Raw genomic sequence first — 24,828 nt, forward strand, 5'->3', positions numbered from 1 at the left:
ATTTGACTTAGAGCCAAATTATTGTACTAATCACTGATTTATAGTGGAAACGCGAATCAAACGGCAGCGAGCTCCGCTTAACGCTCTACTTAATATCATAATCAATCGGATCTAATTTATCAGATGACTTCTTCAAATTGAACATTGCCCGGAAGAAGATTACTAATAGTATTACGACTCCGGCGGTGAAGATGACGTCTGGTACTGATCTGACGATCGTTAGGCCTCTGGTGATTGATTGCTGGTAGAAGCTGGCTTGTCTGGCGTGCCAATAACCGAACTCTAGAGCATCTTTCAACTGTAGGAATCCTAATGGCATCAAAGTGATGAAGACCATTCCGGCTAATCCTACGTTCATGACGATACATGACCATTTGACCCATTTTTCAACTGACTTAGTCCAGAATTCTGTCTTCGTCAAATGACGTGCTGCGTAGAGCATGATGGCGACTGAGAAGAATCCGTATACTCCGGCCATTGAACCGTGGGCATGGGCTGAAGTCCATTGTGTTCCGTGTTCAAAGTAGTTGATAGCAGGTGCATTGATCAACCAGCCAAGTGCACCAGCACCGACGGCATTCCATAGACCTGTTGAAACTAAGAACATGAAGGTTCCCTTATAAGGGAAGTTCATCTTACTGTCTTTATAGACACGGTAGTGTGTATAAGCTTCCCAAACTAACAAGCAAAGAGGAATAACTTCCATAGCTGAGAAACATGCACCAAGTGCTAGCCAGATCGAGTGATCACCTTCCCAGAAGTAATGGTGACCCATTCCGACAACACCTGTACCAAGTAATAATATCAATTGGAAATATAGTGCTCTGATAGTAGATTTGATAGTCGTTAACTTCATATCGACCAGTAAGTATCCGATCAGGATAACGGCGAACGACTCGAAGATTCCTTCTACCCATAGATGGACGATCCACCATCTCCAGTAATCAGCAAAGGTTACGTGGGAGTTAGGCAGGATGAAGAGTGATGCTAGATAGAACAATGGAATAGCGATCGAACCACAAAGAAGTAGCGTCAATAGCACAGATCTGTCCTTGTTGACTTTCTTCTTGATGGCAGGTACAAATCCACGGCAAAGGATAACGACCCAAAGCAACATACCAGCAATAAATAGCAATTGCCAGAATTTACCCATTTCGGCGTATTCCCAACCGTAGTGACCAAAAAGCCACCACTTGCCGTTGATGAAACCTGTGACTGAACCCCATTCACCGAGCATTGAACCACCGACAACGATGATCAAAGCCCAGAAGAGGATATCAACTAACAATCCTTGGTGTTTCGGCTCGTGCCCTAATACACGTGGTGTTATGTAGATACCGGTTGCTAACCAGGCTGTGGCGATCCAGAAGATAACCAATTGTAAATGCCACGTTTTCGCTAAGTTGAACGGCCAGATGTATTGTAACGGCAGGCCGAAGAATCCTTGCTCTACGTAGTAGTGAGACATTAACTCACCTAATAATACCTGAACTAAGAACATCAGCATTACGACTAAGAAATACTTGGCAGCTTTTCTTTGCGATGGTGTGATCGGTTCTGAAGTCTTAATCTCACCCATCTTGCTGTAGGCTTCGGTGTAATCCATATCGAAGGAGTACTTCTTGTAGTAGTAAATGACGATTCCGACACCGGCGACGAACAAGGCTACGGAAATAGCTGTCCAAAGCATGGCGTCACTGGTCATGACATTCCCGGCGTCCAGGTCGTATGGCCAGTTATTAGTATATGAATATGTTTGATGTGGACGGTTGGTTGATGACAACCAAGCTCCCCAGAAGAAGAAATATGTCAATTGATCGATCTTGTTACCGTGATGCATGAAATCATCGGTATTGTTTCTGATCATATTTTCCGGCATACCGGCTTCTTTTGGATTGTTGTGGAACTCTTCACGATAGTACTTCGTTAAATGATTGAGTCCGGCAACTTGTGCTTTAGTCAAGACTAACTGGTCTTTCGACGCATTATAGCGATTGACTCGGATTTCTTTCTGGACTTTACCCTTGATACCAGATTTTTGCTCGGTATTCAATTGGTTCCAGTTTTGATTGAAATCCTTTTGTGCATAATATCTGTTCATACCTTGTAGATAGATATGTAAAGATTGTGCAGTGTAATCAGGTCCGAAATAAGTACCATTCCCTAAGTAGGTACCATAGTCGGTCAAACCATACTTTTCATATACGGCTTGTCCTGATATCAATTGTTGCTTGGTAACGACAGTCGTTCCCTGCTCATTAACGATCTTTGAAGGACGTGGAGCTTCATTTTTGAAGATCAATAATCCCCCAAGAATCAGAATTGTGAAAGCAACGACTAGCGTCCAAATCAAAATTTTGTTCAGCTTTTTATAAGACGTCAATTTAATCCCCTCGTTTACTTACAGTCTTCAATCAGCTTACGTATTTTTTTTAGTTCGTTGTCATTATGATTAAATTCTGAGAAAACTTCAGCTTTGTTTAAGAGGTTCAAAACTAAGTCACTATGTCCATTCAATTCGCATTCGTTGACTGCTAATTGCTGGTAGATCCTGGCAATGTAGTAGGTCACATGATTATCTTCACAGACCTTAACTCCATAACGCAATAATGCATTAGCGGTCTCGAATTCGCGCCGATTTGAGTAGTAAATGGCACAATAGAAAATAATGTTGATGTAACGCCAAATCTTCGTTACATCATCGATTGGCATACCGTAAATATCGTTAAATACTTTGCTAAAGTAATATTCGCTCTTATCATCATCACTTTGCTGTGCATATACCATTCCTAAGCCCACAAAAGCCAAGAATGTAAAAATGGTTTCCCCTTTTGGATCTAAAACAGCAATAATCTGATTAAAATCAAAGACAGCTTCCAATAGATCTCCATCATCGAGAACATTCAAGTAACCTTGCAAATAGTAATATTGCATGGTTGCTTGTTTGTCATCCTTTAGTGAATCTAATTCGATGCTATTTAAAATCTTCCATGAATTTTGATAATCACTAATAATGAGATTGAATTCAGCTGTGTTCATCATCTTCACTAACTTTTTCGAACCATTACCATTGATACCGATAATTTCATCTAAAGCTATGCCAAGACGGTTACACAACTGGATCAAAATTTTCATTGATGGAATTTTACCATTATTTTCAAACTTGCTAAGAGTAGCTTGGGTACAAACCCCTTTACTCAATTCCTTTTGTGATAGCCCCATTTCTTTTCTCTTATCGACAAAAGACTGAATATTCATGTGGTGACCACCCCTGTATCATAATTATTTCGTTACAAACTAAATTATATACTTTTATTATCCTCCTTTGTATAGCCATACAAACAATTCTAATAGCTGATTTCTATACTAGTCTAGTATCATTGCCGAGATTTGTAAATAACCATTTTATATATAAAATATTCCCATTTTATATACATTGTGAAATTTTATTTGTGAAGTTGATTTGGACTTCTCTGTAAGGGTTTACAGACAACCGATTGCACAATCTCACAAAGGTATTCAAAGTTTGTGAAATTCTCCCGCTATATCTCAAATGTGACCCATCTTTCAATGATTTTTTTAATAAAAAAATTTAAATATAGCGTTATGGAATATAAATCTAAAAAAAAAAGCTGATCTCTTACAAGATTCAGCTTCCTTAATTACTATTTATTTTTCAAATCGTCGATCGTATTGATCTTGTGCATGTATTGTGGAACTACAATACCAACTTTTGCACCCTTCAAACTTGGACCGAGATCTTCATATTGACCCTTGTAATCTTTAGCAAATTTAGCGGCAGTCTTAGGTAACCAAGCACTAACTTGAGCATCAGCTGCTCCAGTTGCGATAGAAGCCCAAACTGGCTGCATTTCCATTGATTGGATCGTTACTTTATAGCCTTGATTTCTAAGAACCTGGGCAATAACGTTAGTTGATGCAATCTCAGAGTCCCAAGCAACGTAAGTCAACTTAAGCTTATCACCATGAACCTTTTTAACACCTTTAGTCCATTCGTTAACCATCTTAGGATTCTTCTTGATCCATTGCTTAGCAGCTTTATTAGGATCCATACCACCATTGACCTTCAACATAACTGAAGACATCTGTTTAGCATTCCAATGGAAGTTATCCAAAATTTCATAAGCTTCAGGCTTATCTTTCTTCAAACCTTTACGAACAACGGTATCGATGTGTTCAGCTTGTCCAAAGACGTTTTTAGGATCTTTTAAGAATTTAAGTTTATATTTAGTAAACATCCAATGTGGTTGCCATCCAGTAATGACGATTGGTTGTTTGTTCTTATAAGCTTTATCAAGTGTACTTGTCATGGCAGCTGTTGAACTAGGTTGCAATTGCCATTTTTGCTTTTCAAGGCCATAACTCTTTAAAGCAGTTTGTGTTGAGGCCATTACACCAGCACCGGCATCAACACCAGTGATTGTGTAATTAACCTGTGGTCCCAATTTTTCTTTGCTATTATATGGGGCTGTTTGTGAACTACACGAGGCAATAATTGGGATCAACAAGATGAGTAATAGGGACAGGCCTATTAGTTTTTTGTTTTTCAAAAAATCCCTCCTAACCTTGCTTACGTGATCTAGTTAATGATTGTGTCAATCTATCAAGGATAATTGCCAAGATAACGATTGCCAAACCAGCAGCAAAACCATTACCAGCATCATTACGGCCAACGGCGAAGTAAACTTTAGTACCTAAGCCCATAGCACCGATCATTGATGCAATAACAACCATTGATAGTGAAAGCATCATACTTTGGTTAACACCAGCCATCAAACTAGTCTTAGCAAGTGGTAATTCAACTTTAAATAACTTCTGCCATTCAGTCGAACCGAATGAGTCAGCAGCTTCGATCAATTCATCAGGAACCTCACGAATACCCATGTTAGTCATTCTAACTGTTGGAGGCATTGCGAAGATAACTGAGGCAACGATACCAGGAACCATCCCAATACCGAACAATGCAACAGCAGGAATCAAATAAACAAAGGCTGGCATTGTCTGCATGAAGTCTAGGATCGGCTTCAAGATAATTTCAGCGATATTACTTTTAGCCATCAAAATACCTAATGGAATACCTATGACTAAGGCAATCAAACTAGATGTCAAAACCAATGACAAAGTTTGTGTCATATCACGCCAATAGTCTAAGTTCCAAATTAGGATGAGACCTAGGAGTTCGAACACCAAAAGGGTCCAATTTTGTTCATGACGGTTAACATAAAATGTCAAAGCCACCACGATCAAGATGAATAACCAAATTGGTAAGAGATCGAAGACCCATTGAAAGGCACTATTGATTGAACCAATAAAGTTAGTGACGGCATTGAAAAATCCAGTGAACTGAACTAGCCAATCAACAAACGCATCGATCCAATGTGCCAATGGTAATTGCGGGATATTAGTCAACATCTTTCACCTCATTTCCTGCAAGTGCACCTAGAACGGCACCACGAACGATAATTCCAAGCAACTGCTTCTTGTCGTTAGTAACGGCAATCGGAATACCAGTTTGCGAAATATCATCCATCAATTCTGAGATAGGTTTATCTTCTTGTGTCGTTGGTACATCAGATTTAACAACAGAACGTAAATCACTACTATTGTTACGGATCAAACTGATGACATCATTGGCATCGACGATACCAACTAAATGACGAGAATTATCAATTACATAAGCAGTTGAAACTTCGTTATTTCTCATCCGTTTGATAGTCAATCTTGGACCAGCCTTATCGATATTGATAGTTACAGGTCTAATCATAACGTTACCAGCAGTCAAGACCTTACTACGATCAACGTTTTCGATGAAGTTTTCAACATATTCGTTAGCTGGATGTGTCAAAATATCTTCTGGTTTTCCGGTTTGAACGACTTCACCATCACGCATGATCATGATTCGATCACCGAGCTTCAAAGCTTCATTCAAATCGTGAGAAATGAAAATGATTGTTTTATGCATTTTCTCTTGCAAATCGAGCAATTGATCTTGCATATCAGTTCTATTCAATGGATCAAGTGCTGAGAAAGCCTCATCCATTAATAGAATTTGTGGGTCGTTAGCCAAAGCTCTGGCTAAACCGACACGCTGTTGCATACCACCTGATAATTGTGCTGGATACTCATCATCATATCCGGTGATACCTACTTGTTCGAGTGCTGTTTTGGCTTTTTCTTCACGTGTCGTTTTATCGACACCCTGTATTTCCAAACCATAGTCAGCATTTTCTAGTACGGTCCGATTTGGCAATAGACCAAAGTTTTGGAAAACCATACTCATTTTCTTTCGTCTTACTTCTCGAAGATGGTTCTTGTCCATCTCCATAAGATTCTCCCCATCAATCAAAACCTCACCATCAGTGGGTTCGATCAAACGGTTGATCATTCGGATCAATGTTGATTTACCACTACCGGAAAGACCCATGATGACGAAAATCTCCCCATCGTTGATCTTGAAATTTGCTTGATCAACACCGACGGTTGCTCCGGCTTCTTTGAGAATTTCAGCTTTGGATTTGCCCTCTTGGATCAATTCCTTGGCTTTATTCACACGTCTACCAAAAATCTTAGTTAAATTTTTAACTTCAACTTTAACAGCCATTTAATCCTCCATTCTTGGAAATAAAAAAAGCAATTACTTATCGAACGTATCGAACATAAATAACCGCAATTGCTTATATACCTTAACAAATATTTTTTTTTCATTCAAACGACACGCCCGGGATTGACTCTCAAACAGCCCATTTAGCAGTCCTCAGGGTTAATATAACGCGATATTCAAAATCTTAATAAAAACTTTATAATTTTGAAATATTTGTCATAATTGGACTCCTTATTTGACTGGTCCCTCAAAAATATTTATTGATATTTGTAAGCGGTTCATTCCCATTGATTAGGTCTATTTTACGACATATCATGAGGAATTAATCAATTTTATGAAAATAATTTTAAAATACGTCAAAAAAGACGGACTCAAGTTCTGAGTCCGTCATATTTTTTGAATTATTTGAATTTTTTAGCTTTATTAGCCCATGAATTTGTCAGGAAATAGTTATCCATATGGTATTGGGTAGCCTTCGGATCAGCATGTTTGTCTCGATAATATGGGATCAACTTCTTATCGAGCATCAGCCAGCCCCGCCAGCCCATGTGAATGGTATCTTCAGCAATATAATTTGAATTCTTAACAGTCGTTAAATCGACGACATCGTTGAAGCCTTGTTTATTGAGTTGATACTTGATCTTTCTGTCAAAATTGTCCAATGAACTTTGTGGCATCCCTGTGTATTCCATCCATTTCTTGTTGACTGGTTGGATTACGAATAGTACTTGAACGTGATTTTGCTTGAACATATAAAGCAAAGCTTCAAAGTCATTGTATTCTGGTGAGTGCAGATAGTCAGCTTTAGTATGTGAATTAGCATACTGAGCGATCCGATGATTCAATTCTCTTCTATAGAAGGAGTCACCGATCTGCAGATCATTTTCATGCGAGTGACGTTTTGCTAACTTAACAGCTAACTTATCAAGATGCTTGTAGTCGTATTTATTAGGTAATTGGTCAGCAGCTTTATTGATCCGTTTTTCGTGATCATTTAGAAAGGCCGAACCAAATAAGTAATCCTGACTTTGCAAACTTGATAAGGATCTCTCCAAGTAAAAACGTTCAAACCCAGTGATCTTTTCTCCAGCGGCTATCCGTCTGATGGCATCATTTTCAATTGGTCCTTTGCTAATACCTAATTGAATGATCCGTTGAGCAATATATTCGTCAAGATAGCGATGATGCGGATTAGCTTTCAAAATAAACTCGTCAATTGCATCGGAGAAAAGTAGAACTTAAAGGCATCGCTACGAGCGCCTTTTTTGGTAAACCATTGCGGTGAAATAATAAAGACTGCTTTTTGGTTTCTTAAATTAGACATCCCACTGACGTTCATTGCTTGTGTCAATGAGGCGGTACCGGGATTCCCTAGTAAGAAAGGTTGATTTTTCCAGTGATACTTTTGTGCCATGGAAGATGGGTGGAACGGATCCATCCGGGAAAGTTCTGACGAACCAATAATAGGAATATAGTTTTCGTCTTCCGCGGTATTTTTGATAGCTTCACCCTTTAATACCCGAGCATCCAATGAAGTGCAGCTTGGTTAACCTTTTCTGGCGTGATATTTTTGAAGTTGATCGGCGTCCAGAGAAGAATTAAGAGCGCTGCAATCGCAACAATTACAGGTCCAAAAATCATCCACAGTTTTTTCTTCATAGTTTACTCTTCCAATTCTCCTACCCGATCAGCAATTTTATTGACTGTTGACCATTGGCTACGGTCAAATTCTGAAACTGGTACTTGAATATCAAATTTATCCTGTAATGCTACGAGCACTTCAACTGTTGCCATTGAATCGAGAATACCATCCGCAAATAAATCTTCGTCTGCGTTAGTACCTACATCATCTAAACCTGTTACATCTTTAAGAATTTCAATAATTCCTTCTTTTACTTTTACGTCCATAATTTTTCTCCTTAGTTAAACCATAATGTATTTAGAAAGCCTGAAAAGATCAAGAAACTGAAACATACGATATTGAAGGTCAGAAAAATTGCAAAACCTTCAGTCAATTTGTTGTGTGGGATAGCCTTACGGTGTTTCTTCTTGAAACGTAGCCAAGCATCATTAGTGATCATTGCTCCAGCGTGGAACAAACCATAAACGATGTAGAACCAAGTCTCACCGTGCCAAAATCCCATGATCAAGAACAAAGCTAGATAGCCGATATTAGCCATCGTTATCCGACTCTTGATCAATTTTTTCTTCATCATGAAGAACATCAATCTCATATAAATGAAATCACGGAACCAGAATGATAAAGTCATGTGCCATCTATTCCAGAAATCTTTGATATTGTGAGACTGGAATGGACGATTGAAGTTCATTGGTGTCTTAACGCCTAAGAAATTACTGATACCGACTGCAAAGAGTGAATATCCAGCAAAGTCAAAGAACAGATACATACTGTAAACATACATGTATGCGAGTACCCACCAAGATAAATCTAATGGTGCTTGACCTCGATACGACATGGCTAGTATCTGAACCTTTGGCAATAACAAGGTACCAAAGACATAACCAATGATGAATTTGTAAAGGAACCCGAGCATCAAGCGATTAGTACCACTTTTCAGTAGTTTTAAATAATCTTCACGAGATGGGACTTTTAAAACATCCTTTTGAAAACGTCTAAAACGATCAATTGGCCCAGAAGTAATCGTTGGGAAGAATAGTAAGAAACGAATAAACTCCCAAGGTTTCACTTCCTTGATTGCCCCATCACGAATCTCCATGATCATTTCGACTGATTTGAAGGTCAAATAACTGATCCCCATGAAGGCAAAGAGCGAGATGGTCGCGTTGTTGATCAATGGATCCAATTTGACGAACACCAGCGGAATGATGGCTAAGATAACGGCCCAGAAGAAGATCCAGAAACTGTTCTTGGAATTCTCTTTGGTGCGATATCTCAAATACGAAAGAACTAAAACCATTTCTAAGAGAATGTAACAAATCAAGGAGATACCTTGACTCATATTGCCACCGAAAAAGGCGGTGATCAAAATAATAACGGTTGCTATTGTTTCATAAACTCGAAAACGTTTGCCATTGTATAAACCAATCATAATTGGCAGTAACAGTAGTATTAAATAAATAAAGTAAGTTGGACTACTGTACGGTGTAATGTTATGCATTTACTTCGCCTATCAATGCCTTTCTATCAATCTTTCCATTCTTACTAATAGGCAATTGTTTTACGAATTTGAAGACGTTCGGAATCATGTATTCCATCGTGTTCTTTTGCAATTCGGCTTTAATATCGCGGTTGAGTTGCTTGCCGTCGACACTTTCGAATTGATCTTCCAAAACGATGTGAGCAATGATCTTATTGACTTGTTTCTTATTGTTGTAAAGCGGAACCGTGCAAGATTGTTTAACTTGTTGTAGCTCAGCTAGGAGTGAATCGACTTCTTCAAGCTCGATCCAATATCCATGCATCTTGATTTGGAAATCCGTTCTACCTTTGTAAAATAGCAATCCGTTTTCATCTTCGCTGACCATATCGCCAGTATGGTAAAAGACCTTACCGTCGATGATCTCAAATGCTTTATTAGTTTGAACTGGATTATTCAGATATCCCTTAGAAACATCAGGCCCGCTGACGAGCAATTCGCCGACCTTTTCACCATCTTTTTCTTCAACGTTAGCTAGGCGTTGATCCATATTAGCTTTCAAATAACCAATCGGTAATCGATCATAGACTGCTAAGTTTTCCGGAGTAATCTGGATCGAAGTGATAGCCACCGTATTTTCTGTCGGACCATAGGTGTTGTACAACTCAGCTTCTGGGAAACGTTTCAACAACTTACTGGCTGTCATATGTGTCAGTTCCTCACCACAAAAGATGAATTTCTTCAAGTTTGGTAGAGTAGCTCCATTGAAATCTTTGAAAAACATACACATCTCGAAAAACGAAGGAGTCGAGATCCAAGTCGTGGCTTGAGAATTCAAGACTGCTTGCTGCAATAACGCTAAGTTCTTTGCTGTTTGCTTATCCAATACTTCTAAAGTCGAGCCGTTAGTCAATACGGGATAAATCGAAAAGACTGATAAAGCAAACGAGAATGGAGCTTGCAACATGACATGCTCATCTTTTGTATAGTGATAGGTTTGATTGACCCAGTCAGTAAAATCGACTAAATTATTCGTGCTGATCTGAACACCTTTAGGAGTTCCAGTCGTGCCAGAAGTGAAAATAATATAGAAGTTTTCATCTGGTCCAACGCTCTTAGTCTCATCGTATTCAGCAACACCGTTATTCATAACTTCTTGTAAATCATTTTGACTGACTACTGGGGTGTCAATCTCGAAGTCGTCCTTGTCGCTCCAATTAAAAACAACTGATGGCTCAGCAACGGCATTAATCTGGTGGATCCGTTCTGAATCAGAAGTATCATCAACTGGGATATAAGCATGTCCGGCCTTGATAGCTCCTAAAAACATCACCAACATCTCGAATTGTTGACCACCGAAGACGATGATCGGGCTCTTAGATGGAATATTACTTTTCTGTAAATAGTTGGCAATCTTGTTAGATTGTTGATCCAATTGTTGATACGTTGCAATTTGCTCACCATTTTGGTAACAAAGTTGCTTTGGATCATTTTTAGCAATTTGAGTGATTCTATCAATTATGATATTCATTTGCGTTCCCTTCCTTCAGCTAACCTAAAACTAGAAATCGTTATAAATGAATTTGGCGCTTCCGACCCCGTTATATCCGTAGATATACAGTAGGATCAGTAGAATTGCGAAATAAAAAACTGTCCGTAGAACAAATACTGTCACTGGTTTTCTTAAGAAGTTGATCAATTTTATTTTCAAATCACTCACCTCATTTACCTCTTGGACCTTTGAATTATATTTGTCATCTTAGTTCTCAGCTAATTAAACTGACATCGGATTTCCTTACATCCGTCTTACAGTTTTGTAAGATTGAAAATCCACAAAAGATATCGACTAAACCACGCTTTAAATTAATTACGACTTATAGTTAACTTCAAGAACAGCCGTTTATTATTCAACCATTGATATACGACTGTGTCAAATTATCTTAAATTATTTACTATAATATTCACTTTTCGATATCTCTATACAATTATTATAATAAAAAGGCATCCGACTCGCGGATGCCTTTTTGACTAAAAATATTTACATTATTTGGAAAATCTTCTAGATCTCAATTAGCTCATTAGTTGAATGGGTCAAACGGATCGACTCACCTTGTTCATTCTTATAAATATCGTCCTCGATTCTCACTCCGAAACGGCCTGGCAAATAGATTCCTGGTTCAACAGTGAAGACGATTTTTGGTTCAAGTTGGTCATTGTTAGAACGGCGCATGATTGGATAATCATGACAAACTAGGCCAAGTCCATGACCGCTGCCGTGGTTGAAATATTTGCCGTAACCACTGTCATCGATGGAGCCGCGGATAACTCGATCCAAGTCACCGAACGTCTCGACTAAAGGAGCGAATTTGATTCCCCACTCTTCAGCTTTCTTGACGGCTTGATATACTTTTTTGACTTCATCGCTAGCTTTGCCCATGACGACGGTCCGCGTGATATCTGAATAGTAGTTTTGATAGACGAATCCGAAATCGAGGGTGACGACGTCGCCGTCTTCGATTATCTTATCGGTCGCTGAACCATGTGGTTGGGCGGAACGTGCTCCAGAGGCAACAATGGTATCAAAGGAAAGCTTTTGAGCACCTAATTTGAATCCGGTGCTTTCAATTTCATGAGCAACTTCGAGTTCAGTCATGCCGACTTTCATGAATTGGACGATATGGTCATAAACTTTATCAGAGATTTCGGCGGCTTGGCTGATCAAGTCGATCTCTTGGTCGGTCTTGTGCATCCGCAATTGTTTAACGACAAGGTCAGCATTAGTCGTCTTGATACCTTTTTCAACGATTGATTGATAATCTTTGGTCAACAAGTAGTCGCTTTCGATAGCGATATTTTGATAGTGTGCGGCCAAGAAATCAGCCAACGATGTTTCCTTGATGTCGACAACTGTAGTATCTGGTGCCTGTTGCTTGATCTGTTCAAAAAATCTTGCGTCAGTTACGATGAAAATATTATCTGCATCAACTACGACGTAGCTTTCATCACCTAGAAATCCGCTGAGATAAAATTGGTCAGCGTTGTCGCTAATTAAGAATGCTTGAAGATTTTGGTCGGTCAGATACTGTCTGACTGTTTTGATACCTGTTTGATTCATGGAACATGCCTCCCGAAATAAAAATCTTACCTATTAGATTACACTTTCTTTTAAGAATTCGCACGACTGAAAATCAGGGCATAAAAAAAGCCCGAGATTCTGTCCCGGGTTTTGTGTATGAGGAGGATCGTAGACCACTTGAGTGTAATGTTACCTCAATAAGTCCAGGCCAGTCACAGTTCCTGCAAAAATCTCGACATAACAGATTCACTTGTTCAAGTGACTGGCCCAGAAAATTACCAACTAGCCTTACGGACACCAGGTATTTGACCTTGGTGTGCTAAATTTCTAAAATTGATTCTCGACATCCCAAACTTTCTTAAATAAGCATGGGGTCTGCCGTCGATCTTATCACGAGAATGCAACCGTGTTGGCGAAGCATCTCTAGGCAACTGGCTTAGTGCTTGATAGTCACCCTTATCTTTCAATTCTTGACGCAAAGTAGCATATCGAGCTACTGTACGATGTAATCTTTTTTCACGTTCAATTTTTGCTTTACGTGCCATGCACTTACCTACCCTTATCTATATTATGGGAAGTCAGTGTCTAATAGTAATAATTACTAAGTCCATGTACGAGAATAGCAGTAATCAACTTGGATAGCAATAAATTTGTTTTGAAAAAATCAATTAATTTATTTCATAACGCAAGATGGTCTGCAGCTTGTCAGCATCGACTCTCCGAGCGTCTGACAAGTAGATTTCACGATGACTTTTGGAAACACGTTGCTTCGAATTTTCTTCAAGCAACTGGTCCATTTTAGTAAAACTGGTAGGTTCGTCATCGTAAGGACCGACGTGTAAGATCTGAATTGCTGAAATAGCTGGATAAGTTTTGATCTCGAGTTGCGGTAATAGTTTTAAGTGCTTCTTCTCTTTGGTAGCTTGGATCGTTGGTTCAATCAAATCATCCGGTACAAAATCAGGGATTCTGATCATGACGTCATATTCGAATTCATCTTTATCAAGTTGATCCATTGCTTGTCCTTCTTCGGTCAAGGACCAAACACCTTCCAAAGGAAAAACTACATAATCGTCAAATTCGACGGTTTTATTTTCACAATACTTTTTATAGGCAGCCTTCAAAGCGTAAGCCATTGGGAAAAGTGTTTCCATCTTTTCTTTAAATTCTGCTCCGTTAGGGTCACCCACTCCATGCAGTGAGAAAAACTTCTGCTCTGGTACTTCAACAAATTGGGGCTTTAATGATGTTGAATATAGCTCTTTTTCTTGTTTACGACTTGAATATTTCATCAATTGGCTCCATTCACGATAATTATTATTTCTCAATACAATTTTTATTGTAGTCCTAAACTGCAACAGGTCAATGTCTGAACTTAATTTACTGAAAATTTTTTCGTAATTAAATTTGCTTGCAAAAATAATATATGACGTTATATTGATAGTAAGTATGATTGTATATATAATATCAATTGGCACATATACATGAAAATATGGGGGTATCAACATGGAACTTACCAATAGACAACAAGAAATCATCGAAATGACTAAGCAAACCAGTCCCCTAACCAGCGACCAGATTGCAAAAGAATTAAATCTAAGCGTACCAACGATTCGAGCCGATCTAAGACTACTGACAGCCGTCGGTATTCTCGATTCTCGACCAAAAGTTGGCTATGAATATGCAGGCATGAAAGCTAGCCAATTAAACTACGACGAATTATATAATAAAGAAATCAATGGCATCATCAAAAAGGCGACCTTCGTCGAACCAAGCACCAGTCTTCAAGAGTGCATCAACAGCCTCTTCTTAAAAGACACCGGTTCACTCTATGTCGTAGACGAAAATAAAGAATTGCTAGGTCTGATCTCCAGGAAAGACCTCCTAGCAGTCACAGTCAACAATCATGACACAAGCACTATGTCAGCCAGTATGGTAATGACCAGAATGCCCAATCTCATAACCGTAACACCCACAATGACCATCAAAGAAGTAGGCCAACAATTATTGACCCACGAAGTCGACTCACTACCAGTCGTCGATGAAAAGAATCCCCGCCACGTCATCGGGAAGATCACCAAGAATAGAATATTCCAGTACTTTATCGATAAGAGCGCAAAATAACACGGGAGCTGGTGAGCATTGGCTAGGCAGTGAATTGATTGCGCTCTTGGCAATCCTTTACTGGCGTACCAAAGCGGAGCCAGCTGTGTTATTCAGAGCGTTTCCGATACTTGAGAAAAATACAAAAAAGAAATACAACCTAAAAAAGTGCATTCCCAAATGGGAATGCACTTTTCTATTTCATTCATTCAATAATCCATAAATATTCAAATCTTTGAATTCATCGCCATATGCTACCTGCTGTTTCAAAGTCCCTTCCCGGACAAATCCCAGTCGTTTAGCTATTGCGATACTTTTTTCATTTTCACTTTCAGCTTGTAAAACTAACTTATTTAGCTTCAACTCACTAAAAGCATGCTCGACCAAGCGCTTCAAGGACTCAGTCATAATGCCATATCCTTGTTGCTGACTGTGTAACCAATAGCCAATTTTGGCAGTATGGTCTTCCCAGCTAATATCGTGCAAGTCGATCATTCCTGATGCCACTCCATCAACAACGATGACATGTTCCAGCAACAAATATTTAGCGTTCTGCTCACGAGCGTATTTGATAAAGTTTCTTTCTGATCCAGCTGACTTAGTCGATTTCGTCCAAGGCATCCAGCGAGAAAGTGATTCTCGATCATCCTTGATGGCTGAATATAATTCTTTTGCTTGTTCAACTTCCGGAAAAGTTAGTTGAACTCGCTTGTTATTTATCTCAAAATTGCTAAAAACAAACATTATTGGCCTCCGTTTAAAAACAAACGATCTTGGTTAATCCTTCTCGCCAACAGTCGATCCATCATGTTTGATATTTTCTTTGATGGTTGCCTCAACTTCTTTTTGAGTTTCAATTGTTTCCTTCAAATGAGCTTCCAATTGTTCCTTCTTTGAAGGTTCTGGCTCATCAACATTAGCCATATCATGTTCGATCTCTGACTCAACTTCTTCTTTCGGCAATTTGGAGTCCCTGACGAACAGCGAAATAACACTGTAAGCCACTTTGGCACCAACCAAAGTGATAGCTGAACCAAGTAAAATAATGATGATACCGATAACGGTTCTTGGTACGATTGCCTCGCCTAAGATACCTAAAGCTAAAATTGGAGCTAAGGCTGGTTTTACTAAGAAGATCAGTGAAGCTTGAACAACTCCGACTTCGTCCATCGAGACGAAGTAAAGTCCAAAAGCAGCACCAGTGACCAAGACAGAAATGTACAAGATCAATGGTAAATTGCCCCATGTCAGGCCTTGGAAAAATGGGATATTAACGAATTCACTATAATTTTGTGGGATAAATGAAGCTAAGCTTGTGTGACTCAATCCCATTAAAATTGCTAATTCGCCAGCCCCGAACAAGAATGATAGACAGGTCATCGTTAAAGCATTGATACCTATCTTGTGACTATTTACTCGGGACATAACGCCATAAACACCAAAAATAATTGATGACAATAACCCTAAAGTAATCCCGACAGGATTTTTCAAATTGAAGGGGTTGATAATGACTAACAATCCCACCAAAGTCAAAACCAAGGCGAAAATATTGGTACGTGAAAGCTTTTCACGTAGAAAGACAAAGCCGATGATCAGGCCAAAAATTGGATTAGCACTGAGCATGATAGCCACGATCGAAGCATCAGTCATTTGGATCGACAACTGGTACAAGGACATGCTGACGACCACGATAACGAAGCCGGTAACGGCGCATCGTAGCCAATCAGACTTCGACAGCAAAACACTGTGTTTTCGCATGTATGACCAGGCAAACGGCAATAAAGCCAGTCCACCGATCAAGAAACGGATAAAGTTCAATTCCACCGGATTGAAGGTATTCCCGGCCACCTTCAAAGCAATTTCCATAGAACTAAATAAAAATGTTGGTATTAAAATCAATAATATCGATTTAATTTTCAAAACTTAAATAGCATCCCCAATTAACAAAGTTATAAACATAAGTCTACTCCAAATTAATTCCCGGAAAAGCCGATTTCACAAATTTTTACCCTAAAATTACCATGAAAGCGTTTTTGATAAAAAAGTGTCGACTCACTCACTCGTGAATCGACACCGAAATTTTTAATTATGATTTCTTGATTTTATGATGATACAATCTCAAGCCAATCAATAAAGCTAAAATAATACCGCCAATAATGGCCAATAATCCTTCAGCCTGATTGCTTGTTTGTGGGAACAAGCCAGATCCAGGTTTCTTCGAATTAGTCGTTGGAGCTTTGATTGATTGTTCCCAAGCAGATTCTGGAATTTGTGAAGCCGGATATTCAGGATTCAATATCTCCGACTCACTACTAGAATTTTCATTAGGAAGTGGTGAATTGGATTCAGAAGTGTTGCCACTTGGTGTGGTTTCATTTGATTCAGTTTCACCAGGTTCATTGGTTGCAGGAGTTTCCGTTTCGGGATTCGTTGTTCCCGGTTGATTGCCACTAGGTGTTTCTGTACCTGGATTACTAGTACCAGGTTGATTGCCACTAGGTGCTTCTGTTCCTGGATTACTAGTACCAGGTTGATTGCCACTAGGCGTTTCTGTCCCGGGATTTGTGGTGTTTGAACCATTGCCACCAGGAGTCTCTTGACCACCGCCAGGAGTTTGACTAGGTGTTTCATTATCATCGTCATCTGGAGGTGTGACGCTATTGTTGTTATCTGGTGGTTTTACATTAGTTTTGTTATCCGGAGGTGTGACAGTTGCTACAGTCTTCTTGTCTTGAGCATATAGCGTCGTCATTTTACCGGAATCAATCTTAAATTTGATTGGTGTTGCGTCGAGGTCATAGCCCTCGGGAGCTTTAGTTTCAACCAATTGATAATTACCAGCAGATAAGCCAGTCAGAGCCAGTAACCCACTTTCGTCAGTGGTTAATCCACTTGTGATGACATTGCCTTGATCGTCTAATAAATTATAGACAGCCCCAGACAATGGACTCTTAGTATCTGAATCGACTTTGAAGAAAGCTAAATCACCATCATCCACTGGTTCTGGTGCAGGTTCATCGGGCGTATCGACGGCACTAACTTGAATTGGTGCGGTTTGACCTGGACTGATGGTAAATGGGTATTCAGTATTGGAATTTGGTTGAAATCCAACTGGACAACCTGTTTCAACAAAGGCATAATCGCCGGGATCAAGTCCTTTGACCACGATTTGACCATTGTTATCAGTTACAAGATTCTCTTGGACTACATTGCCGACAGCATCGAGCAACTTGAAACTAGCTCCAGGAACGGCTGATCCATCAGCTGTGCTGGTTTTATTCAAGATAACATCGCCAGTTTCGATTTTGCCACCACCAGTAGCGGTACCACCCCAATGAACTTTGTGGCTAGTCGATGCTTCGATGTCTTTGCCTTTGATTGTGACGTTGTTGACCCAAGTATTCTGACCTTCGGCGTTAACATCCGTTAAGATAGAATCATAAACCATGTTGACTACAGTATTTACTTTCATAAAATGAAAAGTAACATTATTTCCATCAACGGTCACTATTGGTTCGACTTCTCCAGTGGTGATGAATTTACCATCCAAATAATAGCCAGTATAAGCATGGATCGAACCGGGAACATACTTTTGTCCAGGGCCCAAAGTATCGATCACATCAACGTGCTCCCAATCAGCACCAGTTGAATTAAAGGCGATGTTCCAAGTTATTTTATCTGGAAGGCCAGCAGCCAAAGCTTTCTGATTGGGGATCCAACCGTTTTTATTGATCACAAAATCATTAGGGTTCTCAGTCGTTTCTTTCGTACCAACAGCGTAAAAAGATAACTTACCTTTGCGATTGATATCAGTAATAGACATCGCATGATCAAAAGTCAATGTGCCGGTACTATCACCTTTCTTAGTCGTAAATGTACCAATTGAAATCTTGCCAGTTGAATCATAGACAGGGATCTTTAAATTGTCTTTAGCAACCACGTTGTTCGGCAAAGTAAAAGCCGCCGTATCTCCAGCGTTGATGGCTTGATTATCAGGGATACTCCAATCATAGGAGACTTTGACCCGTTGCCACTGCATCAATTGATCATCGGCTGTAGCTGAATTACCATTGTTATCGACCATAACAGCATCAGCGCCTGTGTTGCCGGTGATCGGTATCTCGGCCGCTTTAACTGAATAACTGCAAAACGACCCAAATGAAAATAGAGCCATCATGATTGTTGCCAATGAAAAGATCAAAATCAATATTCTCTTTTTCATACAATCACCTTCTCAACAAATTCACTAGATATTTGCTTCGACTTTATTATATGGCGTCACCTATGACCATTAGAATAAATAAGACCAACCGTTTATTGATAAATAAAACTGTTTTTTTTATATTTTGGTAATACCTTCACAATTTCCGATTTATCAGAAGAAAGCAAAATACCACTGTCATTTAAGGCAGTGGTATCTTTTAGTTTCGATTAAATTTTTATTTGGTAGTTTGAATCTCACCATTTTTGTGAACAAAATAATAAGTTACGCTCGCAAAGATAACGATCCAAAGTGTGATGACAGTATGCATCATCGTCAGTAACTTAAAGCTAGCTCCCTGACTTTGAGCATTGAAAAACGAAAGCACATTTAAGTTGAAACTATAACTTAAAATGTAAATAAACGTCATATAAAGCAGTTGTTGAGAAATGTTGCCAATACTTGAAAGTTGATATTTGATCAAAAAGGCCCGTTCACCATCCAGATTAGGATGGCTGTAGAGTGATTGATTCAAAATAACGTTGTCGGAACCGACAAAGATGGCACAGAAAAACAGACCTAAAAAGTACAGTGGTAAAAAATTGAACAAAGTCAGCAATAGACCAATGATCAACAATGGATAGCGCCACTCGATAATCTTCTTCAACAAGATCGGTCCGGCTTCAAAACCAACGATATAAACGATGAAGATCATTGCGGTCGTGTTACTTTTGAAACGAAGAGAGCTGTCAAAGGCGGAGTACAATAGTAAAAAGTTCATCACAACGCCACGATTCAAAGCACCTAAACTTAATGGAAAGATCCGTTTGTGGATCTCCAGTTGATAGTAAAGTAAGATGCCTAAAATAATCGCTGCTAATAGACACATCAAAAGATCGATCACATGTGAAGTCGTAGTCAGGCGTGAATAACGAATCATAAAAATCAAGATAACTAAAATAGTTAAATAAACTAAATTCAATATGACCCGATTGGCTTTCGGTCGTGACAATTTAAAATCACTCACCTGATAAAAATCGATTTCTCTTTTAATATAGATTCCACCAAGCCAAGCTAAAACATAAAAAATTGCTAGAACACCAAAAGCCAGATTGATGGCCTGTGAAAGTGAGGCATAATAACTCACGATCAATAATACAATCAGAGCAATCAAAGATGATAGGTTTGAATCACGACCTAAAGAATACTGATCTGCTAATTTACCTCGTGAACGGATGGTCAAAAAATACGGCCAGATCCAGCTAGAAGACAAGCCTAATAAGATGCCTCCTAGGACACCAAAGAGTGAATATTCTGAAAACAACATCAAAAGTGAACCTAGAACACCGAAAGCACTGGAAACATTCAACATCGTTGTGGCTGGATATTTCAGGTGTGCAGTCAACAGCATCCCGATACAACGAAAAGTGTAGAGCATCAAAAATGGCAGAGCATATACCGAATCAGACTTATTTTGGTTGTACAACATCAAACAGAAAAAATATGGAATCACTACTCCTGCATTAGCTAATAAAACCAATACCCCAGTTGACAAAGCTTCTAAACTTTTACGCATGCTTTTACCCCTTTAACTAACTTACCCTTAAATTACACCAAAAAAACTCATTTTGGTATTGAAATGCTAACTAATTTTTAGGCAAAAGCAGTTAAAACATTTTTCACGCTGGCAGAAACATCTTGCGAGCGTGTGACAAAACTGATAAAAGCAGCCCCAACAGCACCATTAGGTTTCAATTTATAAACATTGTCCTCAGTTATCCCACCAATGGCAACGATCGGTACTCGGCTAGACTCAGCCATTTCCTTCATTAAAGGCAATCCCATCGGAGCAACAGCATCGTCTTTTGAAGCTGTTGGAAAAATTGGACCAGCACCAATATAATCGATTTCTTTGATCTTATTAGCTTTTTGAACTTGAGAAATCGTCTGACATGATAGGCCTATCATCATGTCAGGATCAGCTTCTTTGATGACTTTGGTGATCAGCTCATCTTTTTGACCAACGTGGACTCCGTCAGCCTTGAGAGCATTGGCAAGTTTGACATCATCGTCAACGATAAAAGGCACATTGGTAGCCTTACAGATGGCTCGTAAGTTTTGACCTAACTCCAAGCGTTGCTGATTAGTCAAAATTGACGCACCTTTATCGCGAAATTGAAATGCCGTGACACCAGCTTCGATACTTTGCTCCAACAATTTCTCAAAGTCTTGACCGACTAGGTCCTGACTCCCGCAAACAAAATAAGCTTTCAACATATCCTGATTAAATTGCATTTTTATTTTGCTCCAAATTGTAGGCCCAGTGGTTCAACGGACCATGGCCATGACCTACTTGAATTGTATTTTTAATAGCTTTTTCAACGAAATCTTTACCGAATAAAATGGCTGATCTCATGTCATCACCCAGTGCCAATCTGGAAACGATGGCTGAGGAGATGGTATCTCCCGTTCCGTGGGTCCGGTCAGTATGAACTCTTTTACTGTCCATCCAAAAATAATTCCCATCTTCTAATAGGACTAGGTCACGGACGGTCTCAGAATCGCCATGGCCACCTTTGATCAAAACATTTTTGGCACCTAGCTTTTGAATCTTTTGGGCAGCAATCAACATGCCGCTTTGGCTTTCGATTTTATCGTCGATCAAGCGTTCAGCTTCTGGCATATTAGGTGTGATCAAAGTCGCTAGTTTGATCAATTTAGTCTTGATCATTTCGATTCCTTGATCAGATAGCAATTGAGCGCCACCTTTAGCAATCATGACAGGATCGAGAACGAAGGGGCCAAAATCATATTTATCTAAATTTTGATAGACCCAATCAACGTGATCAGCGTCAGCTAGCATCCCCGACTTGCAAGCCCTGATCTCAAGATCATCGTTCAATGAACTGAACTGGTCATTGATGATCTCTTCGGACAAGGCTTGAAAATTTTGGACGCCTACCGTATTTTGAGCTGTCACAGCCACGACGACCGCAGTCGCAAAGACTCTACATTCTTGCATCGTCTTCATATCAGCCATGATCCCAGCTCCACCACCGCTGTCAGTTCCGGCGATAGTCAGGGCTTGGGGAAAACTATTTATCTTATTCATCGAATTTGCCCCATTCCTCCAATTGATCAGAGCTCAAACTATAAAGATTGTCTATCAAACGGGTCGAAAATTCGGCTGGTCCAACCTCTGGGTGGTCACTCATGACCATTTCTCCTGCTAAGCTGAAGGTCAAGCTAGCCATTTTCGCAGCTTCAAAGGGGTCATCACTGACTCCTGCAAAAGCGGCGATAATGGATGATAACATGTCGCCTGTTCCTACACGGACAGTGAACATTGGATTACCATTTTGGACATGAGCCAGTTCAGTACTTGTGGCAATCGTGTCAGTTGGTCCAGTCACAACGGTCACGCAGGTAAATTTATTGGCACATGATTGGGCGATTTTGTCGATGTCCTCACTTTGTTCAGTGGTGTCGAGTGAATCGATTCCTTTTGATTGCCAAGAGACACCAACTAAACTGGCTATTTCACCAGCATTGCCACGAATCACAGTTGGATGGTCGATTTTGATCAACTCTTCAACAAAATTCAGTCGTTCTGGTACGGCTCCAATTCCTACTGGGTCTAAGACGACTGGTTTATTAAAGTCAGTGGCTAAGTTTAACAAGTCTTTGCTCAACATATTTTGATGGTCATCTAAAGTACCGATATTGATACAGACGCCGTCGGCAAATTGAGCTAAAGTTTTCAACTCATCATCATAATTGGTCATTAATGGTGAAGCGCCGATGGCACTTAAACCATTGGCCACATCACCTTGTGTGACTGAATTGGCGATGTTCAATACCATCGGTTTATTAGTTCTTAACTTTTGTAACAAATCAAATTGCATCTTAATACCTCCATATAAAAAGGCCACGGTTCTCATCGTAGGATTAAGAATCGTGGCCAAAATTTGTCCAGATTTTCGCACTTTCCTACGCAAGTATCGACTTACAGGTTCAAAGGGATCAGGTAAAGCCTATCTCAGTTTCAAAAGAAACACCCCTAGTGCTTATTCGTTTGATTCGAGTTTAGCATAAGTTATAGCTTATTAATAGCCTAGCTCTTATTTTACTTTCTTAATTGCAGACGATGTTCGATATCGCTTTCAAGTTCTTCGATCAAATCGTCTTCTTCAGTGTTGAATTTCCTGATTTTGATACCAAGTAATTCCAATAATTTACGACGTTCAGTAGTCGTTTGCTGATTTTTATCATCCGTATTTTGATCGTCAGGCAAAAGTCCATAAACACTAATGATAGCTGGAAATTGGACGCCTGATTGATGATCTTTTTTATGCAAAGCATACTTGTAGGATAAAAGTTGATCGATATCACCAGCCGTCCGCTCTTTTTTACCTAGATGCGGATCATACAAAATATTCCTTAATGGTTTATATTTCGTATCCAAAACGATCAAACCTAGTGATTCCTTACCATTCAACAATTCCAAAAAAATATCCGGTTTGTAGTGATAAGTAGTCGCAAAAACACCTTCTTCATTGGGACTCTGACCGGGATCCAAGATGTTGTTGATCCGCTTGTGATAAGTGACTTTTAAAACTTGGCCACCCCTAGTCAAAGTAGTCAGGATCGGCTTTTCATCATCTTTAAGCTCATCCCATTTGAATTTTTCCAGAGAAGACTGTCTGACCTGTTTCCAGCCCTTCTTTATCAATTCATCGACCAAGTTGAAATAAGCCCAGAGTTCGTAAAGTTCATTAGTCGAATTCCATTCCGCATGAGATTTCCGAAACTCCTCAAGAATCAACTTCTGCTTTTCAGTCTCTTGATACTCTTTGAAAATAGCTCGATAGACCGGATTTAAAATCAGCGTCTTAGGTATCAAATTTGATTTATGACTATCAACCTGTTCCAAAACATCACTCATCAATGCCTCATCGATCAATGACTGCAGCTTAGCTAATTCATGATTTATCTGTTGAAAACGGTCCTTGATGGCCAATGTTTTTGCTGGCTGGTCCTTCAAATTAGTTTTTCTTCGAATGACTAGTTTGCGGAAGTCCTCCAAAATATACTTAATATATTGATTGGCTTTGATGTTATAGTCCAAAGTATTGTGTGGTGTATACACTTTCCTAATTTTATCAGGATGTTGGATTGACTCCTTGATGGAATTAGCATCGATTCGATAATCACGATTGTCGTGCTCCCACTGGTAATCTTTATCGACGGTAAAACGTGGCCGATCGATAAATTCATGTATAGCGGCATTCAATTTCTTATAGTCTTGAAGGATAAAACCAAGCTTTGCCTCGTCACTCTGACTCCCAAGTAATTTCTGGTCGGATAATCCATAAAGTAATTTATGGTAATTAGTAGCGCCAACGACTTTTTGAATGATCTTATTTCGCATATCGAACCAGCGTGAATCTGACATACCATTTTTGAGTGTGATCTCAAAAGCGTAATTAAAAATCTTTCCAGCCGATTCGACCCAAAAGCCATAGACCTTTGGCATTAAGCCACGCAGACAAATTTCATTAACTTCTTTTTGAAGGTAAATGCGGGAATCCCCTTCTGCCATTTGCTCCAAATCTCCAAGAAACAACCTATCTTGACTATTTCCCGACTCAAATTTTATTTTTAAATCATCTTTTTCAGAAAATTGCTCAAGGACTGTGGGGTCGAA

At 39.4% G+C, this 24,828-nt stretch carries 22 protein-coding genes, 1 pseudogene and 1 riboswitch; of the genes and pseudogenes, 1 reads left to right on the forward strand and 22 read right to left on the reverse strand.

From position 1 onward, the window contains the following. Positions 1-85: 85 nt before the first annotated feature. From FC27_RS08090 to FC27_RS08150, 14 genes and pseudogenes are all read right to left on the reverse strand, one after another. Positions 86-2,383, reverse strand: a complete 2,298-nt coding sequence (locus tag FC27_RS08090) for a nitric-oxide reductase large subunit (RefSeq protein ID WP_010625032.1) — start codon at positions 2,381-2,383, stop codon at positions 86-88. Positions 2,384-2,397: 14 nt separating this feature from the next. Then, positions 2,398-3,258 carry a helix-turn-helix domain-containing protein gene (locus FC27_RS08095; protein ID WP_056938096.1) on the reverse strand — a complete coding sequence of 287 codons (861 nt, stop codon included), beginning with the start codon at positions 3,256-3,258 and terminating at the stop codon, positions 2,398-2,400. Between the two features lie 407 nt (positions 3,259-3,665). Beyond that, positions 3,666-4,571, reverse strand: a complete 906-nt coding sequence (locus FC27_RS08100; protein WP_010625034.1) for a glycine betaine ABC transporter substrate-binding protein — start codon at positions 4,569-4,571, stop codon at positions 3,666-3,668. A gap of 10 nt (positions 4,572-4,581) precedes the next feature. After that, entirely contained in the window at positions 4,582-5,433 is an 852-nt protein-coding gene (locus FC27_RS08105) for an ABC transporter permease (protein WP_275452736.1), read from the reverse strand. Continuing rightward, positions 5,423-6,622, reverse strand: a complete 1,200-nt coding sequence (locus FC27_RS08110; RefSeq protein WP_010625036.1) for a quaternary amine ABC transporter ATP-binding protein — start codon at positions 6,620-6,622, stop codon at positions 5,423-5,425. The genes FC27_RS08105 and FC27_RS08110 overlap by 11 nt, the downstream gene beginning before the upstream one ends. Positions 6,623-7,023: 401 nt before the next feature. After that, positions 7,024-8,153 (reverse strand): annotated as a pseudogene (gene dltD / locus FC27_RS08115) (D-alanyl-lipoteichoic acid biosynthesis protein DltD). After that, a complete protein-coding gene (locus FC27_RS11820; RefSeq protein ID WP_010625039.1) occupies positions 8,135-8,281 on the reverse strand; it encodes a hypothetical protein in 147 nt (48 codons plus the stop codon). The pseudogene dltD and the gene FC27_RS11820 overlap by 19 nt, the downstream one beginning before the upstream one ends. Positions 8,282-8,284: 3 nt before the next feature. Further along, a complete protein-coding gene (gene dltC / locus FC27_RS08125; protein WP_010625040.1) occupies positions 8,285-8,530 on the reverse strand; it encodes a D-alanine--poly(phosphoribitol) ligase subunit DltC in 246 nt (81 codons plus the stop codon). 11 nt (positions 8,531-8,541) lie between these two features. Then, a complete protein-coding gene (gene dltB, locus FC27_RS08130; RefSeq protein WP_010625041.1) occupies positions 8,542-9,762 on the reverse strand; it encodes a D-alanyl-lipoteichoic acid biosynthesis protein DltB in 1,221 nt (406 codons plus the stop codon). Beyond that, positions 9,755-11,272 carry a D-alanine--poly(phosphoribitol) ligase subunit DltA gene (gene dltA, locus FC27_RS08135; protein WP_010625042.1) on the reverse strand — a complete coding sequence of 506 codons (1,518 nt, stop codon included), beginning with the start codon at positions 11,270-11,272 and terminating at the stop codon, positions 9,755-9,757. The genes dltB and dltA overlap by 8 nt, the downstream gene beginning before the upstream one ends. 30 nt (positions 11,273-11,302) lie before the next feature. Next, positions 11,303-11,452: a teichoic acid D-Ala incorporation-associated protein DltX gene (locus tag FC27_RS11640; RefSeq protein WP_193364104.1), complete on the reverse strand. Its 150-nt coding sequence runs from the start codon at positions 11,450-11,452 to the stop codon at positions 11,303-11,305. 348 nt (positions 11,453-11,800) lie between these two features. Then, positions 11,801-12,856, reverse strand: coding sequence for a M24 family metallopeptidase (locus tag FC27_RS08140; protein WP_010625044.1), 1,056 nt, complete (start codon positions 12,854-12,856; stop codon positions 11,801-11,803). A gap of 236 nt (positions 12,857-13,092) precedes the next feature. After that, positions 13,093-13,362, reverse strand: a complete 270-nt coding sequence (rpsN, locus tag FC27_RS08145) for a 30S ribosomal protein S14 (RefSeq protein WP_010625045.1) — start codon at positions 13,360-13,362, stop codon at positions 13,093-13,095. A gap of 123 nt (positions 13,363-13,485) precedes the next feature. Then, positions 13,486-14,109 carry a GyrI-like domain-containing protein gene (locus FC27_RS08150; protein ID WP_010625046.1) on the reverse strand — a complete coding sequence of 208 codons (624 nt, stop codon included), beginning with the start codon at positions 14,107-14,109 and terminating at the stop codon, positions 13,486-13,488. A gap of 214 nt (positions 14,110-14,323) precedes the next feature. Here FC27_RS08150 and FC27_RS08155 point away from each other — a divergent pair, with 214 nt between their 5' ends. Continuing rightward, positions 14,324-14,941 (forward strand): CBS domain-containing protein, encoded by a 618-nt coding sequence (locus FC27_RS08155; protein ID WP_010625047.1) that lies wholly within the window; start codon positions 14,324-14,326, stop codon positions 14,939-14,941. Positions 14,942-15,121: 180 nt separating this feature from the next. Here the strand turns inward: FC27_RS08155 and FC27_RS08160 are convergent, their stop codons facing one another. The 8 genes from FC27_RS08160 to FC27_RS08195 all read right to left on the reverse strand — a co-directional run bounded on the left by FC27_RS08160 (position 15,122) and on the right by FC27_RS08195 (position 24,723). Then, on the reverse strand, positions 15,122-15,664 hold the full coding sequence (locus tag FC27_RS08160) for a GNAT family N-acetyltransferase (RefSeq protein ID WP_010625048.1): 543 nt from the start codon (positions 15,662-15,664) through the stop codon (positions 15,122-15,124). Positions 15,665-15,697: 33 nt separating this feature from the next. Beyond that, on the reverse strand, positions 15,698-16,840 hold the full coding sequence (locus tag FC27_RS08165; RefSeq protein ID WP_010625049.1) for a DMT family transporter: 1,143 nt from the start codon (positions 16,838-16,840) through the stop codon (positions 15,698-15,700). 166 nt (positions 16,841-17,006) lie between these two features. Then, positions 17,007-19,142, reverse strand: coding sequence for an MSCRAMM family protein (locus FC27_RS08170; protein WP_010625050.1), 2,136 nt, complete (start codon positions 19,140-19,142; stop codon positions 17,007-17,009). A 217-nt stretch (positions 19,143-19,359) separates the two neighbouring features. Continuing rightward, on the reverse strand, positions 19,360-20,697 hold the full coding sequence (locus FC27_RS08175; protein WP_010625051.1) for a hypothetical protein: 1,338 nt from the start codon (positions 20,695-20,697) through the stop codon (positions 19,360-19,362). Between the two features lie 77 nt (positions 20,698-20,774). Then, entirely contained in the window at positions 20,775-21,416 is a 642-nt protein-coding gene (gene thiE / locus FC27_RS08180) for a thiamine phosphate synthase (protein WP_010625052.1), read from the reverse strand. Beyond that, positions 21,406-22,233: a bifunctional hydroxymethylpyrimidine kinase/phosphomethylpyrimidine kinase gene (gene thiD / locus FC27_RS08185; protein WP_010625053.1), complete on the reverse strand. Its 828-nt coding sequence runs from the start codon at positions 22,231-22,233 to the stop codon at positions 21,406-21,408. Before thiD ends, thiE begins: the two co-directional genes overlap by 11 nt. Further along, complete coding sequence (gene thiM, locus FC27_RS08190) at positions 22,226-23,026, reverse strand: hydroxyethylthiazole kinase (protein WP_010625054.1); 801 nt, start codon at positions 23,024-23,026, stop codon at positions 22,226-22,228. Before thiM ends, thiD begins: the two co-directional genes overlap by 8 nt. Before the next feature lie 65 nt (positions 23,027-23,091). Then, positions 23,092-23,193: riboswitch (TPP riboswitch) on the reverse strand. A gap of 54 nt (positions 23,194-23,247) precedes the next feature. Then, complete coding sequence (locus FC27_RS08195) at positions 23,248-24,723, reverse strand: DUF2357 domain-containing protein (RefSeq protein ID WP_162097652.1); 1,476 nt, start codon at positions 24,721-24,723, stop codon at positions 23,248-23,250. Positions 24,724-24,828 lie beyond the last annotated feature (105 nt).

The sequence above is a fragment of the Companilactobacillus versmoldensis DSM 14857 = KCTC 3814 genome (genome assembly GCF_001434295.1).
Taxonomy (GTDB): Bacteria; Bacillota; Bacilli; order Lactobacillales; family Lactobacillaceae; genus Companilactobacillus; species Companilactobacillus versmoldensis.